This window comes from Barnesiella sp. CU968, assembly GCF_905219685.1.
Taxonomy (GTDB): domain Bacteria; phylum Bacteroidota; class Bacteroidia; order Bacteroidales; family Muribaculaceae; genus Lepagella; species Lepagella muris_A.
This window is the reverse complement of record NZ_CAJMXD010000034.1, coordinates 1-14,129: the sequence shown is the minus strand read 5'-3', so window position 1 is coordinate 14,129 and position 14,129 is coordinate 1. Positions and strand designations below refer to the sequence as shown.

At 42.9% G+C, this 14,129-nt stretch carries 14 protein-coding genes, 1 tRNA gene and 1 pseudogene; 12 read left to right on the top strand and 4 right to left on the bottom strand.

The window, feature by feature from the left end:
- Both JX312_RS02755 and JX312_RS02750 read right to left on the bottom strand, forming a co-directional pair.
- Positions 1-188: hypothetical protein (locus JX312_RS02755; protein WP_204456965.1), on the bottom strand; the 188-nt coding region annotated here is incomplete at its 3' end.
- Between the two features lie 5 nt (positions 189-193).
- Entirely contained in the window at positions 194-2,095 is a 1,902-nt protein-coding gene (locus JX312_RS02750; RefSeq protein ID WP_204456963.1) for a DUF262 domain-containing protein, read from the bottom strand.
- Positions 2,096-2,600: 505 nt separating this feature from the next.
- Between JX312_RS02750 and JX312_RS02745 the strand changes: the two genes are divergently transcribed.
- Positions 2,601-2,674: transfer RNA gene (locus JX312_RS02745), tRNA-Arg, on the top strand.
- A 59-nt stretch (positions 2,675-2,733) separates the two neighbouring features.
- Here JX312_RS02745 and JX312_RS14050 read toward each other — a convergent pair.
- Positions 2,734-2,973: a hypothetical protein gene (locus JX312_RS14050; protein WP_239653779.1), complete on the bottom strand. Its 240-nt coding sequence runs from the start codon at positions 2,971-2,973 to the stop codon at positions 2,734-2,736.
- A 326-nt stretch (positions 2,974-3,299) separates the two neighbouring features.
- On the opposite strand from JX312_RS14050, the gene JX312_RS02735 reads away from it, so the two are divergent.
- A complete protein-coding gene (locus JX312_RS02735; RefSeq protein ID WP_204456961.1) occupies positions 3,300-3,458 on the top strand; it encodes a hypothetical protein in 159 nt (52 codons plus the stop codon).
- An 882-nt stretch (positions 3,459-4,340) separates the two neighbouring features.
- On the opposite strand, the gene JX312_RS02730 is transcribed toward JX312_RS02735, so the two are convergent.
- Positions 4,341-4,556, bottom strand: coding sequence for a hypothetical protein (locus tag JX312_RS02730; protein ID WP_204456959.1), 216 nt, complete (start codon positions 4,554-4,556; stop codon positions 4,341-4,343).
- Between the two features lie 299 nt (positions 4,557-4,855).
- Here JX312_RS02730 and JX312_RS02725 point away from each other — a divergent pair, with 299 nt between their 5' ends.
- The 10 genes and pseudogenes from JX312_RS02725 to JX312_RS02680 all read left to right on the top strand — a co-directional run bounded on the left by JX312_RS02725 (position 4,856) and on the right by JX312_RS02680 (position 14,057).
- Positions 4,856-5,758, top strand: a complete 903-nt coding sequence (locus tag JX312_RS02725) for a YafY family protein (RefSeq protein WP_239653778.1) — start codon at positions 4,856-4,858, stop codon at positions 5,756-5,758.
- On the top strand, positions 5,755-6,219 hold the full coding sequence (locus tag JX312_RS02720) for a hypothetical protein (RefSeq protein WP_204456955.1): 465 nt from the start codon (positions 5,755-5,757) through the stop codon (positions 6,217-6,219). The genes JX312_RS02725 and JX312_RS02720 overlap by 4 nt, the downstream gene beginning before the upstream one ends.
- Positions 6,220-6,223: 4 nt before the next feature.
- A complete protein-coding gene (locus tag JX312_RS14045) occupies positions 6,224-6,967 on the top strand; it encodes a hypothetical protein (RefSeq protein ID WP_239653777.1) in 744 nt (247 codons plus the stop codon).
- A 136-nt stretch (positions 6,968-7,103) separates the two neighbouring features.
- Positions 7,104-7,322: a hypothetical protein gene (locus tag JX312_RS02710; RefSeq protein ID WP_204456954.1), complete on the top strand. Its 219-nt coding sequence runs from the start codon at positions 7,104-7,106 to the stop codon at positions 7,320-7,322.
- A complete protein-coding gene (locus JX312_RS02705; RefSeq protein WP_369809666.1) occupies positions 7,292-7,642 on the top strand; it encodes a DUF6577 family protein in 351 nt (116 codons plus the stop codon). The genes JX312_RS02710 and JX312_RS02705 overlap by 31 nt, the downstream gene beginning before the upstream one ends.
- Positions 7,623-7,907, top strand: a complete 285-nt coding sequence (locus tag JX312_RS02700; RefSeq protein WP_204456951.1) for a hypothetical protein — start codon at positions 7,623-7,625, stop codon at positions 7,905-7,907. Before JX312_RS02705 ends, JX312_RS02700 begins: the two co-directional genes overlap by 20 nt.
- 450 nt (positions 7,908-8,357) lie before the next feature.
- Entirely contained in the window at positions 8,358-11,660 is a 3,303-nt protein-coding gene (locus tag JX312_RS02695) for a helicase-related protein (RefSeq protein ID WP_204456949.1), read from the top strand.
- Positions 11,661-11,694: 34 nt separating this feature from the next.
- A pseudogene (locus JX312_RS02690) lies at positions 11,695-12,063 on the top strand (four helix bundle protein).
- A 19-nt stretch (positions 12,064-12,082) separates the two neighbouring features.
- Positions 12,083-12,688: a DUF4391 domain-containing protein gene (locus JX312_RS02685; RefSeq protein ID WP_204456947.1), complete on the top strand. Its 606-nt coding sequence runs from the start codon at positions 12,083-12,085 to the stop codon at positions 12,686-12,688.
- Positions 12,681-14,057, top strand: a complete 1,377-nt coding sequence (locus JX312_RS02680) for a hypothetical protein (RefSeq protein ID WP_204456946.1) — start codon at positions 12,681-12,683, stop codon at positions 14,055-14,057. Before JX312_RS02685 ends, JX312_RS02680 begins: the two co-directional genes overlap by 8 nt.
- Positions 14,058-14,129: the final 72 nt, after the last annotated feature.

Sequence of the window (14,129 nt, the reverse complement as noted above, 5' to 3'; positions counted from 1 at the left end):
ATAAAATCAAGAATCATGTGCCTACCATCCAAGAGATTGTCATCCATTGCCTGCGTCAATGATGCTAGAAAATTCTTGCGCAGGGGACCTTTGTCAGGGCGACCTTGAGCATAATCCCTTTGCAATATTGGAATCATAACCCTGTTGTCAAGCAGGTATTTCCAGAAAGCAATCTTATCGTTGGCCATCGTATTTAATCATCTAACTGTTTAATACATCTTATTATATCTTCCAAATAAGCAGGTGCGTCAATCAGGCGATCCCAATAGTTATTATTGCCTACTGTGGGAGAAAAATATTTCAAGAACACCTGTCTCGTAACTGGTGGTACAAAACAAGACTCACCCTTTAAAGGCTTCTTTAATTCAATAGAACCGTCTCTTTTCAGTTGGGGCACTGCCACCGTTTTCCCGGAATCTTTCCCGATAATGATTCTTCTCTTGGCTGAGAAAATGGCATTCCCGTAACTGCGGTTGGTACGTGAGTCAAGCAAAACATAATTCCACAAACGGTTCTTTTCCTGTTGTGTCCATTTGTTCAGTTCAGGAATATAGTCTTTTACTTTTTCAAAAGTTTCCTTAGTTTGCTCTTCGGTCGGCTTAAGAATATCAAAATATACATTGACGACCTTTTGAAGTTCTTCAGACAAGCTCATATAGACATTGAGTATCCATTCTCGACGCGTTGACTCGTCCTCTTCCGGATTTGTGGTATTGGAATTAATATGCTCCACATCCCATTTCTCCGTATTGAAGGCATCAAACGGGAAACGATATGCCATGTCAACGGTCTTTGTCTCATTGTTTTTATTAAGATTGACTGCTGTCTGAATATTATGGAACAACAATATTGGCTTACATTTTCCTTTGTCAGACCCATCTAGATTGTAATCAAAATCCGACGGCGGACATTTGCTAATTATAGATTTGATTTGAGCTTTCAAATATTTTCTGAACGCCAATTTATTTGCGCAGTTCTGCCATTCCTTTATCAATTTATTCAGAGAAGGAGTAGCATATACCAACAGAAATCCAATATAGTGGTATAGTTCTGCGTCATCATACCATTCGCAAAAGGCTTGGAAATATTGTTTTATTTTTCCCCAGCAGATTTCTATGTCGACTCTCCCCTTATTCTTAAAATATGCATAAAAGTAACGAAAAGTCTGATATTGGTCTGTCCCAATCTGAGCCAATTCTTGCGCTTCCAACTGTAGGGAATTTTCCTGTCTTATCAGGTCAAATATAAAATCTATGCGCGTGGGACGGTCATAATTTTCATCATGCAGGAACATCCAAAAGGTATTGTCCTGTAAAGTAGTTTCTATAGCATCCCATTCACTCGCAATTTCCTGCTGTCTAAGACGCAGCACGTCACTATCCTTATTTTCTTTGAAGTTTGATCTGTTGAGTATCAAAGCCTTCACAAGTTCAGCATTGGTAAGTGATATTTTCCCTATGTTAAGTCTGGTAAAAACCGCAACTGGATCCTTCTCGGCAGATTCATACCATATTACTCTCACATTATTAGCCAGGTCGTTTTTGGGGTCATTGGGGTCTGGCTTTACATCGAGGAATGCATTGCAGAGATTACCCGCAGAAATGTGCTTTTCTTCTCTCCACTTTCTTATATAGGTCATAGCCTCACTTACATGCAGCCTATCAATACTTGATGCATCAACCTCATTCAATGTCTCAAGCCCATCAAGTAACTTATTTTTCGAGTTTCTTTCTCGTTCATAAGTCAATCTATAGAATTCAGTAGGAAGATCGTTGGAATACAAGGCATCCTTATAGGCATTTAATATCAGCAGAATCGTGGTCAGCCTCTGTTGACCATCTATAACCTCATACCATTTGCAGTCGTTTTCTGCTTTCAATTGGTGCTCGTTTATTTCATCACCTGACATCTCTCTAACCACAATGGGCTGAAGGCAATAGAAACTGTTAGGTGAATAGCAAAAATCCTTAATATCCTCAAGGAGTTCATTTACCTGTTGCGTAGTCCACCGATAACCTCTTTGGTAACTTGGCACAAAGAAGTTCATTCCCAGCAACTGGCGAATTGATTTTAAGTCTATATTGTTGTCTGCCATGATGTGGTTTTATTCTATTGCGAATTTACTAATAGTTTTTGAGGCCTCCAAAACAATGGTCTTTTATCGTAAGAAAAAAATTTTGAAAGTTTTTTCCGGCTACGCAGATAGGCTGCATTCGGGCTATCTAACTTTGCAGTGTCAAACAAAAGGAAGTATGGGTGAGCGGTCGTTATCGGCTTGCCGCTTTCGGAGAAAGAAACCAGCCCTCCGCTAAGGGGCCGAGCCTCCCAAAAGGCTCCGAAGTCGAATTGCAAATCGGCGAAGACCGCTAAAAATAAACTCAATCTGAGCCAATCTTTCTGCTTCCGCAAATACTGGGGTGTCGCATAGCGGCTATTGCAGGAGACTGGAGCTCCTTGAGCCGTATGGCGAAAAAATATCCCGTCTTCGGACATCGTAGGTTGGCTTCGCCCATCTCCTTGTGCCTCGGCATAGCTCAAGCGAGCTTGGCTCTGCTCTCGGCACTGCGTCGAGTCGAGTCCTACCGCCCCAACAAATATATGCTTCCGTAGCTCAGTGGATTAGAGCGTCACGCTACGAACGTGAGGGTCGCAAGTTCGAGTCTTGCCGGAAGTACCGAAATGAATAAAGGCTTTGACAATATGCCGTGTATCGGTTATGTCAAAGCCTTCTTTTTATGCGTCTTCAAGCAGAAGTTCAAGCTTATGTTTTACCTTTGATAAGACATCGCCGAGTTCATGGGCAGGCATGACTGTTTCAAATTGTCTCAACTTGTCGATAGCGTCGGAAATGAGGTCACACATTTTTGAATCCAACGGTGAGTTTGATATAGAGTAGTCCTCATCAGCGTATCTGTAGAACTTTCCTTCGTAAACCTCAATCGGTGCTTCGTAGCCGAGTTTATCAGACCGCATCACTTGTATGTCGGCTTGAACGGTTCTTACTGAAACACCCTCGTTATTCCTTCCATTTCATTCAAGGCATCGGAACAAGCCTCGACGAGATCATCCAGAGTCCACCGCCTGTATCTGTTTCTCAGACACCGGTCTATGGTTTTGTATCTTAGTAGTGCATTTTTGTTTACTGGCATGGCTGCGATAATAGTCTTCTTTGTTCATGATTGAATTGTTTTTGGGTGCCGTGCCGTGACAATAGGATAAGCCATAACAGGGCACAAAAAAAAGTCGGAAAGTGTTATGGACCTCCCGACTGTTTTATCCTGATTGTCTGTTGTTACGTTATGTCAACTCATACAGACCGCATTGGTATATCGTCGGAGCAATCCACCGGGCACACTTCGATAGACTCTATAACTGATGCAATAGAGACTGCTGTCGAACCTGCGATAGCTACGGCGAAGCATTGTGGACGATATGTTGAGTTGCGCTGTCTGCATTGACTCGTCATTTATTGAGTTTTATGGAAACTCGTCGATTTTCAATTGTTTTCGGTTTAGTATGCGCTCGAAAGCGAGTGCAATTACTTAATCGCGAGTGGAAACTTAGCGCATGTCGGCTTTAGCCGGTGCGCGATGCCGAAGGCAAAGTTATCCACCGCAATGTTACTTGATTTTCAGCAAATAGCCAAATGACTTCTGAAATCCGGGCGCAAAATTACTGTGCTGCTACGCAGTCTATTTGCGTACCCGAGTTTTTNATTCTATGCCGATGGCTTCTTGGATCAGATGCTTGGCGCGAGCTTCGACCATTGCATTCCACAGACGGGAGTCCTGAAGTTTGGACATGGGTATGTACTGTTGGAAACGTGAGAAGAACTCAAGCGGCTTCTCTATATTCCAGTTGGTGATGACTTCACCCCAGTTTACCTTGTCGGCAAACTTTTCGAGCAGACGCCAGTTGTTGTAGATGTCGTCACGGTTGGAGAGTGCCTTCCAATCCCACTTGGATGCAAACTTTTGAAGCGTTAACTCCGAGAGAAGGTTTTCCGGGCATGAACGGGAAAATTCATCCCAATGGATTTTGTTGGCAAACTTGTTTATGCCCTCGACCGTCCAGATGATATTCCTGTTGCCACTGACCTCTTCCCAGTCAAGTTTGTCGGCAAACTTCTCGATCATTGTCATGCTGAGGCTCCCGCTTTGAGAGACTTCTTTCCATGCCTCAGTTTCAAGAACTGAGTTAAGGAAATCATTACTTGTAATAGGTTCCATATCTTTTGATGTTTTTATTGTTTCTTTGCTTTGGCAAAGCGCTAAAGCGATTGTTCGATACAAAGGTAGAATGATGATGTATCAAAGTGCGATACAGGATTAAAAATTTTATCAATCCCTCCATTTTTCCATGTTGTGGTCAAGCCATCTCCATAGAATATGGAAAGCCTTATGGCGATATAACTTTCCGAGATATAACTCATGTAAGTCACCGCCATGATCCTGTTCGAATGTGTATCTATCGGCTGTCCATAAGTTTATGTGTTTACCTTTTATATCGGGCCAGTCCGTTTTTGCTATTTCCATGAGATTTATTGCAATCTTCATCCGGTTGACATCTTCCTGCCAACCGACATAACGTTGGACATATCGCCAATATCCGATATTGAATTCTAGTTTATTTTTAAGGATGCTCAGATTTGACGACCAACTTATAGCGGAATCTTCGCCTACGGTTTCGCGCCAATATTTACACTGCTCGTTGCTCCCGTCCGCAATAACTTCGCACCGAAAAACCTCTCCGACCCGGAAGCCCAAAGCAGTTTAATCAGGAAAAATTTCAAGTTTTTACGAAAACGACATGAATTGACGTTTTCGTGTTGTAATTTTGCGTTATGAATCAGAACATGGGGCGGTTAATCCGCTATATACTCATCATCCACAAACTGTCCGGTCCGGAAAAATATGTGCCGGTTGACAGCTTGATTTCATACCTGAATCTCCAGATGGAAATTCGGGGATATGAAATCGGTATCAGCCAACGTACATTACAGAGGGATATGAAGGACATCTTGTCAATGTTCGAGTTAGAAATAAAAAACTATCGGGGACATGGCTATTACATAGCAGAGAGACCGATAGATAATGATGTGAGATACGAGGAGCTTCTGACAAACTTTGATTTGCTCACTTCTCTTAATCAAGAATCTCAGACCGCCGGATTTATAATTCCTGAGCATCATCGACCGAAAGGGAACGACAGTATTCCAATTTTGATCAAGGCGATAAAAGATTGCTCGGTATTAAAATTCGATTATAGGCTGGTAAGGAAAGACGATAAGGTTATATCAAAGACTGTCAAGCCCCATTTTCTTAAAGAGTCCCTTGGCTTATGGTATCTTCTTGCCCTCGATGAAAACAACAATCTAAGACTGTATGCCATCGACCGTATAAGTAATATCCTCATTTTGGATGAATGCTTCAAACGCGATGACTCAATAGATCCTGACAATTTATTCCGGCATAGCTATGGAATATGGGATGACCCAAATATTCCGATTGAAGAGGTGGAACTGTCGTATTCTCCTCTTGACGGCAAATTCATCAAGACCATGCCGTTGCATAGTTCTCAGGAAATTCTTGTGGATAACGATGAAGAGTTCCGAATACGACTGCATATCCGTATTACCAACGACTTTGTAATGGCATTGCTGGCGAGAAGCACTTCATTGACGGTAATTCGCCCGCTGTCACTACTTAAGCGGATAAATGAAATATACAGAAACGCCTTAAAGAGAAATGAGTTATGAGAAGTATGCGAGATTTGATACATGATGCGATATATCCCAACACAAGGGTCTATCATGATGCAAATGGAAATTACAGAGGTTCAAGTACGGATGTCACACCATTTTTGACACTCCTTGGCCGTTGTTGGGGCTGGATGGTATGGCTATATCTTGTCCTGATACCATTGCTGGCACCGGTATATTTCATATTCGCACACTGGTTCTGCCGGAAATATGACGCAGCGTTTATGGCATCGGATCCAGTAGGCTGGCCGGTGGAAAAGAAATCAATTTTGAAGAATCATAGAAACATCCTAATAGGATGGATTATCTTCATGGTTTATGGCTACTGTATCGATTGGGGGCAGAATGACTTGCCATACAAATATACGCAGCCATCTCAGCACTGGAAAGAAGCCACTTATGACCCTGACACCTATGTAGACCCCTACAAACAATACAAAGAAAACAATATAAGATAACGATATGGCAACACGCAATTCAAAAACATCATTTACTGGCGAGGAACTTACACGGATTATCTCGCTTGTACGTCAGCTTGAAATGGCTGATTCTTCAAAACAAAAAGGAATAAGGAACAAACTTCGTAACATTGGACTGTATTGGTCCGAAGTCGCCCCGGGTATGTCTTACACGGTTGAAAATCTCCGTCTGTTGTTCGAGAAAGGAACGCTGAAACTTTATGAACAAGGGCAATCAGATTCCTCCGCCTACAATCAGGCTGATGTCTTGTCCGACCAATCGAAACCACTATCCGATGGAGCTATGGCTTCCGAAATCATCCCTGCGGACAAACATGGGTCGAGAAGCAATTCCGATGAGCACTATGTTATCGACCTCTGCGATGAAATTCTGGGGCAGACTGCAAGCCGTCAGCATCGGTTCGACTTCCTTAGGGGCGACAGCGGGAAGACTCTTCCGGTGGACGCTTATTACTCGTTTCTAAAACTCGTGATAGAATATCATGAATCGCAGCATACCGAATCCACACCGTTCTTTGATAAGAAACAAACGGTAAGCGGCGTTTCGCGTGGCGAGCAGCGACAGAAATATGACCAGCTAAGACAGGAGGTGTTGCCCAAACATGGAATTAATGTAGTGGTTATTCCATACACCGCTTTTGGATCGACCAAGAAGATTGTCAGGAATCCGCAGTCAGACAAACTTACGATTATGCGTATCCTCAAAGAAAATGGCATTGATCTTTGATAGTCATATCTGGCTTAATACAGAGAAACATGGTTGACAACAATGTACAAAACATCCATGCACACTAAATAACGGCAAATCTTCAAATGATTTGCCGTTATTTAGTTAATTTTGCATTTGATATACAAAGACTCCAATGACAGAGACGCGCACAGCCATACTCACGTTTGCCGAGAATCGGGACAGCTTCCGGTTCGCCGAACTGTTGTCGTATCTCAACGGACTTTTTGAGATTTCAAAGGTCACGCTATCCTGGTATCTCCGGGAAATGGTAAAGACAACATTATTTTCAAACTTGGCCGAGGCATATATACGGCTCACAAGGTGCATACATCGGAATACACGCCACGCCTGAGGACCAAAGCTGTGAAAGTCGGCAAAATTATCGCCCGCAAGTTTCCATTTGTCTCTATCAGCGTACTTGACGGCCAGGTCTTTGCTGATTTCCAGCATCATATTTCCTCAAATAATGTAATATATGTGGAAGTGGACCGCGATGCCATGGAGTCAGTCTTTCATACCCTGAAACAGGAAGGATATTCCGCATATCTCAATCCGTCGAAAGATTTTGTATATGACAACATCGACTTCTCGAAGGAGGCTGTGATTGTGAAGCCTTTGATTTCCGAATCTCCGTTTGTCGACTTCAAGGGCTTTGGAGCTGGCGATTTGTGAGGCTGTGCAGGAACGCATAGACATCGACCCTGATGTTGCCGAATGCTATCTACGCATCATCCCGGACAAATGGCTTGTCCAAGTGATGTATATCGAGGAAAGCAATCTGACCGCACCCAACCGCGATGTCGCTCTACTCAACCTCATGTACGACCTCAAAGACTCCTACGGCGACAATGAAATCTGGATGCTCAACGATGAAGCCATCCATGACCTGGCACAGTCTTATGGAGAAATGATAGAAATTGACATTTGCATGAATTAAGTGCAATCAATTAGCATTAATTAACATTGGAGTGCAAGAATCCTGCACCCTTGACTGCTAATTTTGCGGTCAAACAATAAATCATAGATCATCAAATTATCAAATTTACTTCGATATGGCAATTATAATCATGTTACTGGTTCTTCCATGCTGGCTTNCGCAAGCTCTCAAAGATGGAGGAGATGTTTAGTAGTGATTTCAGAAATAAGCCTTTACGCACGATTTTTAAGGCTTATGGCACCGCTTATCTCCGAAATTTTTGTTAATTTTGCATTTGAAGAACGAATATATCTGAAAATGACCTCATCGACTCACAGTCGCTTTGCCTCGGCAAGGAATAACTACTGACAAAGGCATCTGGCGAGAACCGCAAACTTTGAGAATATCCTTGTGGTCATTACGGGCTTTGGTCAGCCTTCAGATGCTACGCTGGGGTTCTCTGTTTTATATATGGAAATTATAAACAACATAGACAAGACGCTGAAAGACGATATGATTGTCACCTTGCGCTCCGACTCCAAGGTGGCCATAGCCGCGTCATGCTTTTCCATATATGCTTTCCAGGAATTGAAGGAGCAGCTATCGGATATTTCCGAGCTGCGCTTCATCTTCACTTCACCCTCGTTTGTTACCGAACGTGCTGATAAACAGAAAAGGGAGTTCTACATACCACGTCTCAACCGAGAACGCGACTTATATGGCTCTGAGTTTGAAATCAAGCTCAGAAATGAGCTGTCGCTTAAAGCCGTCGCCAAAGAATGCGCCGAGTGGATTCGCCGCAAAGTTTGTTTCAAGTCCAACAGAACCCATGCAGGCATTCCACTCATGACCGTAATCGACGATACTGTATATACCGGTGCCGACGGCTTTACTTGTGTTGAGCTTGGCACTGAGCGCGGAAATGCCCTCGCGACGGCAATCACTAAAATGGAAGCACCGCTTTCTCAGCAGTTTCTCCAGATATTCAATCAGATCTGGAACGATTCGGCGCAGATGCAGACCGTGACTGAACAGGTGCTTGACAATATCACAAATGCCTATAAAGAGAATGCTCCGGAGTTTATCTACTTCGTGACGCTTTACAATATCTTCAATGAGTTCCTTGAAGACATTTCCGAGGATGTGCTTCCCAACGAGGCGACAGGATTCAAGCAGTCTGTCATATGGAACAAGCTTTATAATTTCCAGAAAGATGCGGCTCTCGCCATCATAAACAAACTGGAAAAGTACAACGGCTGCATTCTTGCCGATTCCGTCGGTCTTGGCAAGACATTCACCGCACTGTCGGTGATAAAGTACTACCAGTCGCGCAACAAGAGTATTCTTGTACTATGTCCCAAGAAACTTTATGACAACTGGAACACGTTCAAGAGTCCGTATGAGAACAATCCGCTGGTTGCAGACCGTTTCAACTACCACGTCCTATACCATTCAGACCTTTCCCGTAGAGGTGGAATGTCAAACGGCTATGATCTTGACCGGATAAGCTGGGGCAATTTCGATCTTGTAGTCATTGACGAGAGCCATAACTTCCGCAACGGCGGCAAGATTACCACAGACGAGAATGATGAGAATCCTCGCGAGAACCGTTATCTTCAGTTGTTGAACCGTGTTATCAGATCCGGGGTAAAGACCAAGGTTCTGATGCTTTCCGCCACTCCGGTCAATAATCGTTTCAACGACTTGAAGAACCAGCTCGCACTTGCATACGAGGGTGAGGCCGATGTGATCAATTCATTGCTCAACACAACATCGACTATCGATGACATTTTCCGTCAGGCTCAGGGCGCGTTCAATAAATGGTCAGCATTGCCCGACAATGAGCGGACCACCAAGGCATTGCTCGATTCTTTGAGTTTTGATTTCTTCGAGGTGCTCGACAGTGTGACCATAGCACGTTCAAGAAAGCATATCGAGCAATATTATGATACCTCAGACATCGGAACATTTCCTGAACGGTTGGCTCCTATATCCCGCCGGCCCGATTTGACCGACTTGAATACGGCAATCAACTACAACGATATTTTCCAGACCGTCAGTGAGCTGAACCTTGCGATATATACCCCTTCGGACTTTATTCTTCCGAGTATGAGGGACAAGTATTCAAAAGGCGATGGTGATACTTTTTCCAACCTATCACGCGCAGGTCGTGAGCGGGGAATACGCCGCCTGATGAGTATCAATCTCCTAAAGCGTCTGGAAAGTTCCGTCAATTCGTTCCGTCTCACATTGTCGAGGATTGAAAAACTGATCTCCGAAACAGTTAATGCCATCGACAATATCCATTCGCAAGATGCGCAGGTAGACGATTTTGACTTTGAGGGAGGACTGGACTTCGACGAACAGAACGACAGTGTTTTCATCGGAGGCAAGAAAACCAAGATTGACTTGCGCGACATGGATTATATCCAGTGGCGAGACTATCTGCAGCAAGACCTTGATTCGCTGCGTCTGCTTCTTTTCATGCTTGCAGACATCACTCCCGAGCATGACTCCAAACTGCAACAGCTTATAGCCGACCTTTGGAATAAGTTCGTACATCCGATAAACGGAGAAAATAAAAAGGTAATAATATTCACTGCTTTCTCTGATACAGCACAATATCTATATGAGCACCTTGCTCCGGCAATTCTTGAACGGCATGGACTCCACACCGCGCTCGTTACAGGTGACATCGAAGCTAAAACCACATTGCGCACAAGAAATCGAGGGAGGGAAACGGCCCCCGACTTCAACAAGGTGTTGACGCTCTTCTCACCGGTTTCCAAAGAACGAAAGACGCTCTATCCGGAGATAACGGAAGAAATAGATGTGTTGATTGCCACAGACTGTATTTCCGAGGGGCAGAACCTCCAGGACTGCGACTATCTCATCAACTATGATATACATTGGAATCCGGTACGAATAATTCAACGCTTCGGACGTATTGACCGCATAGGCTCGCGCAACGAGCGTATTCAGCTTGTCAATTACTGGCCGAATATGGACCTTGACGATTATATCAATCTCAAAGGTCGCGTTGAAGCGCGTATGAAAGTGTCGGTTATGACCGCCACAGGCGATGATAACCCTCTTTCAAACGAGGAAAAGGGAGACCTTGAATATCGCCGCAAGCAGCTTGAACGCCTCCAGTCGGAGGTCGTTGACCTCGAAGAAATGAACTCCGGCGTGTCAATCATGGACTTGGGCTTAAACGAATTTAGGCTCGACTTGCTCGAATATATCAACCAGGGGCATGACATCGAGCATACGCCGCACGGTCTCCACGCTATTGTACAGGCGACTGCCGACACCCCTCCGGGGGTCGTGTTCGTCTTAAAAAACCGAAACAATTCCGTGAATATAGACCGCAAGAACAGACTGCATCCGTTCTATATGGTTTATGTAGTGAAAAGTGAGGAGATATTAGATAGTAGTGGGGCGATTGCAAAATCTAATACCTATAATCTACAATCTAATATCTACATCAACCACCTTGAACCCAAAGACCTGCTCGACCGCTTGCGTATGCTCTGCAAAGGTAAGTCAGAGCCTATCATGGAATTGTGTCGCAAGTTCAACGGTGAAACTCGCGACGGTCAGCGCATGGGTACTTATTCCCGGCTTCTTGGCGATGCCATCGCCTCGATTGTCAAGGTCAAAGAGCAAAGCGACCTTTTCTCTTTCTTTGAGGGAGACCCCAACGCACTTTTCGGCAACGAAGTCCGTGGTCTCGATGATTTTGAACTAATCTGTTTTTTAGTTATTAGATGATAGATATTAGATATTAGATATTAGAGATTAGATTATGGCACGAGATAGTGTGACATTGGATAAAAGCAAGAATTTCGCAATTCGAGTTGTGAAACTCTATCAGTACCTTAATACTGAAAAAAAGGAGTTTGTGCTGTCAAAGCAGATGCTAAGAAGTGGTACTTCCATTGGAGCTAATCTATCATAGGCCATTTATGGAATATCTGAAAAAGATTTCCTATCTAAAGTTTATATCTCGTTAAAAGAATGCGCTGAAACGAAATATTGGCTTGAATTGCTATTCAAAACCGATTATCTGACTAAATCTCAATATGATTCAATTGATGCGGACTGTACTGAACTTATCAAATTGCTCACAGCAATAGCAAAGACAATGTCAACAAAACTAAAATCTAATCTCTAATAACTAATATCTATAACATATGTTCGGACTACCGCAATCAACAGAAGTAAACTGCCCGATGCCTAAGGCTCAACTTTATAAAAAGTTTGAGCTGAAACAGGCACAGCGCGACGTTTTCGACGCGGACATCGCCCGTATGGAAATAGTTAACTTCATTGCGCCGCAATCTTTGCCGGGTATTGCCGAGGGCACGGAGGTAAAGGCTGTTTTTGTGGTCGATGTGGAGCTGAAACGCTCTGACTACGACACCAAAAACATTATCCTTATCTCTAAACTCATTCCGCATCGCATAATCTTTGCTCTATGTCATGAAGATAAGGTGCAGCTTGCGGTGTATCACACGAAGCTCTTTACCGCACCGTGGCAGTCGGTTGATGATACCAAACTATCGCTATCGGGCTTAAACCTTGATGTCGTTTGGCAGAATATCGTTGCTTTTATCGGTGGATTGGATGTTGCCGAGGGCAACTCTCTCACCGAACAAATCCGCGTTGACGAGGAACGCACGAGGCTCATGCGTCAGATTGAATCGTTGGAACGCCAAATGCGATCCACCTCTCAACCTCGCCGTCAACGCGAACTCTATTCTGAAATAAAAAAGCTGAAAGGAGGTCTCAATGGATAATAATAGACTTGAATCCATTAGTGTTTCGGCAGTTAATACCTACTTCAGCCGGAACGGATATGTTGTTCCGCATACAAGCGAGCAAGATAAAACTCCATTATGGGATGGTCAACTTTTTATTTATAAAAAGCGTGACGAATTTTCTAACGAGACCTTTAATTGTCAGATACCTGTTCAAATTAAATCCTCGTATCATAATGGTGGTAAATTCCCTAACCGTACAACTCATTCTGTACAGCTTACGGATTTGAGGAACTATTTGGAAGACGGAGGCCTTGTCTATTATAAGGTGCTGATTTCAGATGACAAGGAACAAATATATTGTGCCTTTCTCAATAAACTCGAACTTAAAAGGGCTATCGAAGCTGCCAAAGGAAATTCATCGAGAACTATTGAATTAAGAAAAATGCCGTCTGATTATCAAGAAGTTCTCAAAGAGTTTTTTCGCATTCATATTCAGCGAAACAACCCTATAATGGATGTCAATGATATGCCGGCTAAAATGAATGCAGTCCTTGCTCCGGCTTTTGAAGGTGAGATAACAAGTCTACCATATCTTGCCACACATCCTATCGACTTTTTAATTAAAACATCAGATAATCAAAAGTTCTATCCATCTACTGGACCAGTATCTTTACATTATTCTGATGTTATAAGGAAACCGGTCTCTGTACACAACGAAACCTACTATGATTCATTTGAAATACTGTATGACACAGACGGTATCCATTTTACTGTTGACGATATTCTTACGGTCATTCGTCCCTATAAGACAACAACTGAAGATGGCTCACCTGCTAAAGGTCATTTCCAAATAAATGTCAAACCCCGACTACTCTCCAAGTATCTACAAGGACTTCGATTTGTGTTATCTTTAGGCGAGCATAAGGAGATTTCGTTTGGTGAACTACATCAAGATTTACCTGAGCTTAATCCAATGGATTCGTTCTTTTCGGATAGCAGAACCAATTTAGCGCATTGGACTAAAGTTCAGGAAACTCTGACTCTTCTTGGAGTATCGGATGAATTTGATATTGAAAATTTATCTGACGATGAGTTACATTATCTTAATATCTTGGTAAAAGGTATTTATGATAAGAAACCCATATCAGTAAAATTTAATGGACAGGGACTCCTTAACTCCAAGTATTCTAATTTATACATTGCTGTTGTTGTAAGCAAGAATGATGATGGTACATATCAATTTCTTAACATCTACGACCCGAATATTACTATATCGTATCGTATAGATGAAAAGCAACGTCAAATAACATCCATTTTTTCAATGTTATTTGAGCAAGAAATATTGCCTTCCAATATTATTTGGGACAAAGTGCTTCCTTTCTACAAGAAATATCAAAAAGTTTAGTAGATGACAAAAATTAAATTTATGCTGTTAAACACTTAATTTTCAGTCGATTAAATTTGTAAAAGTCCCTGA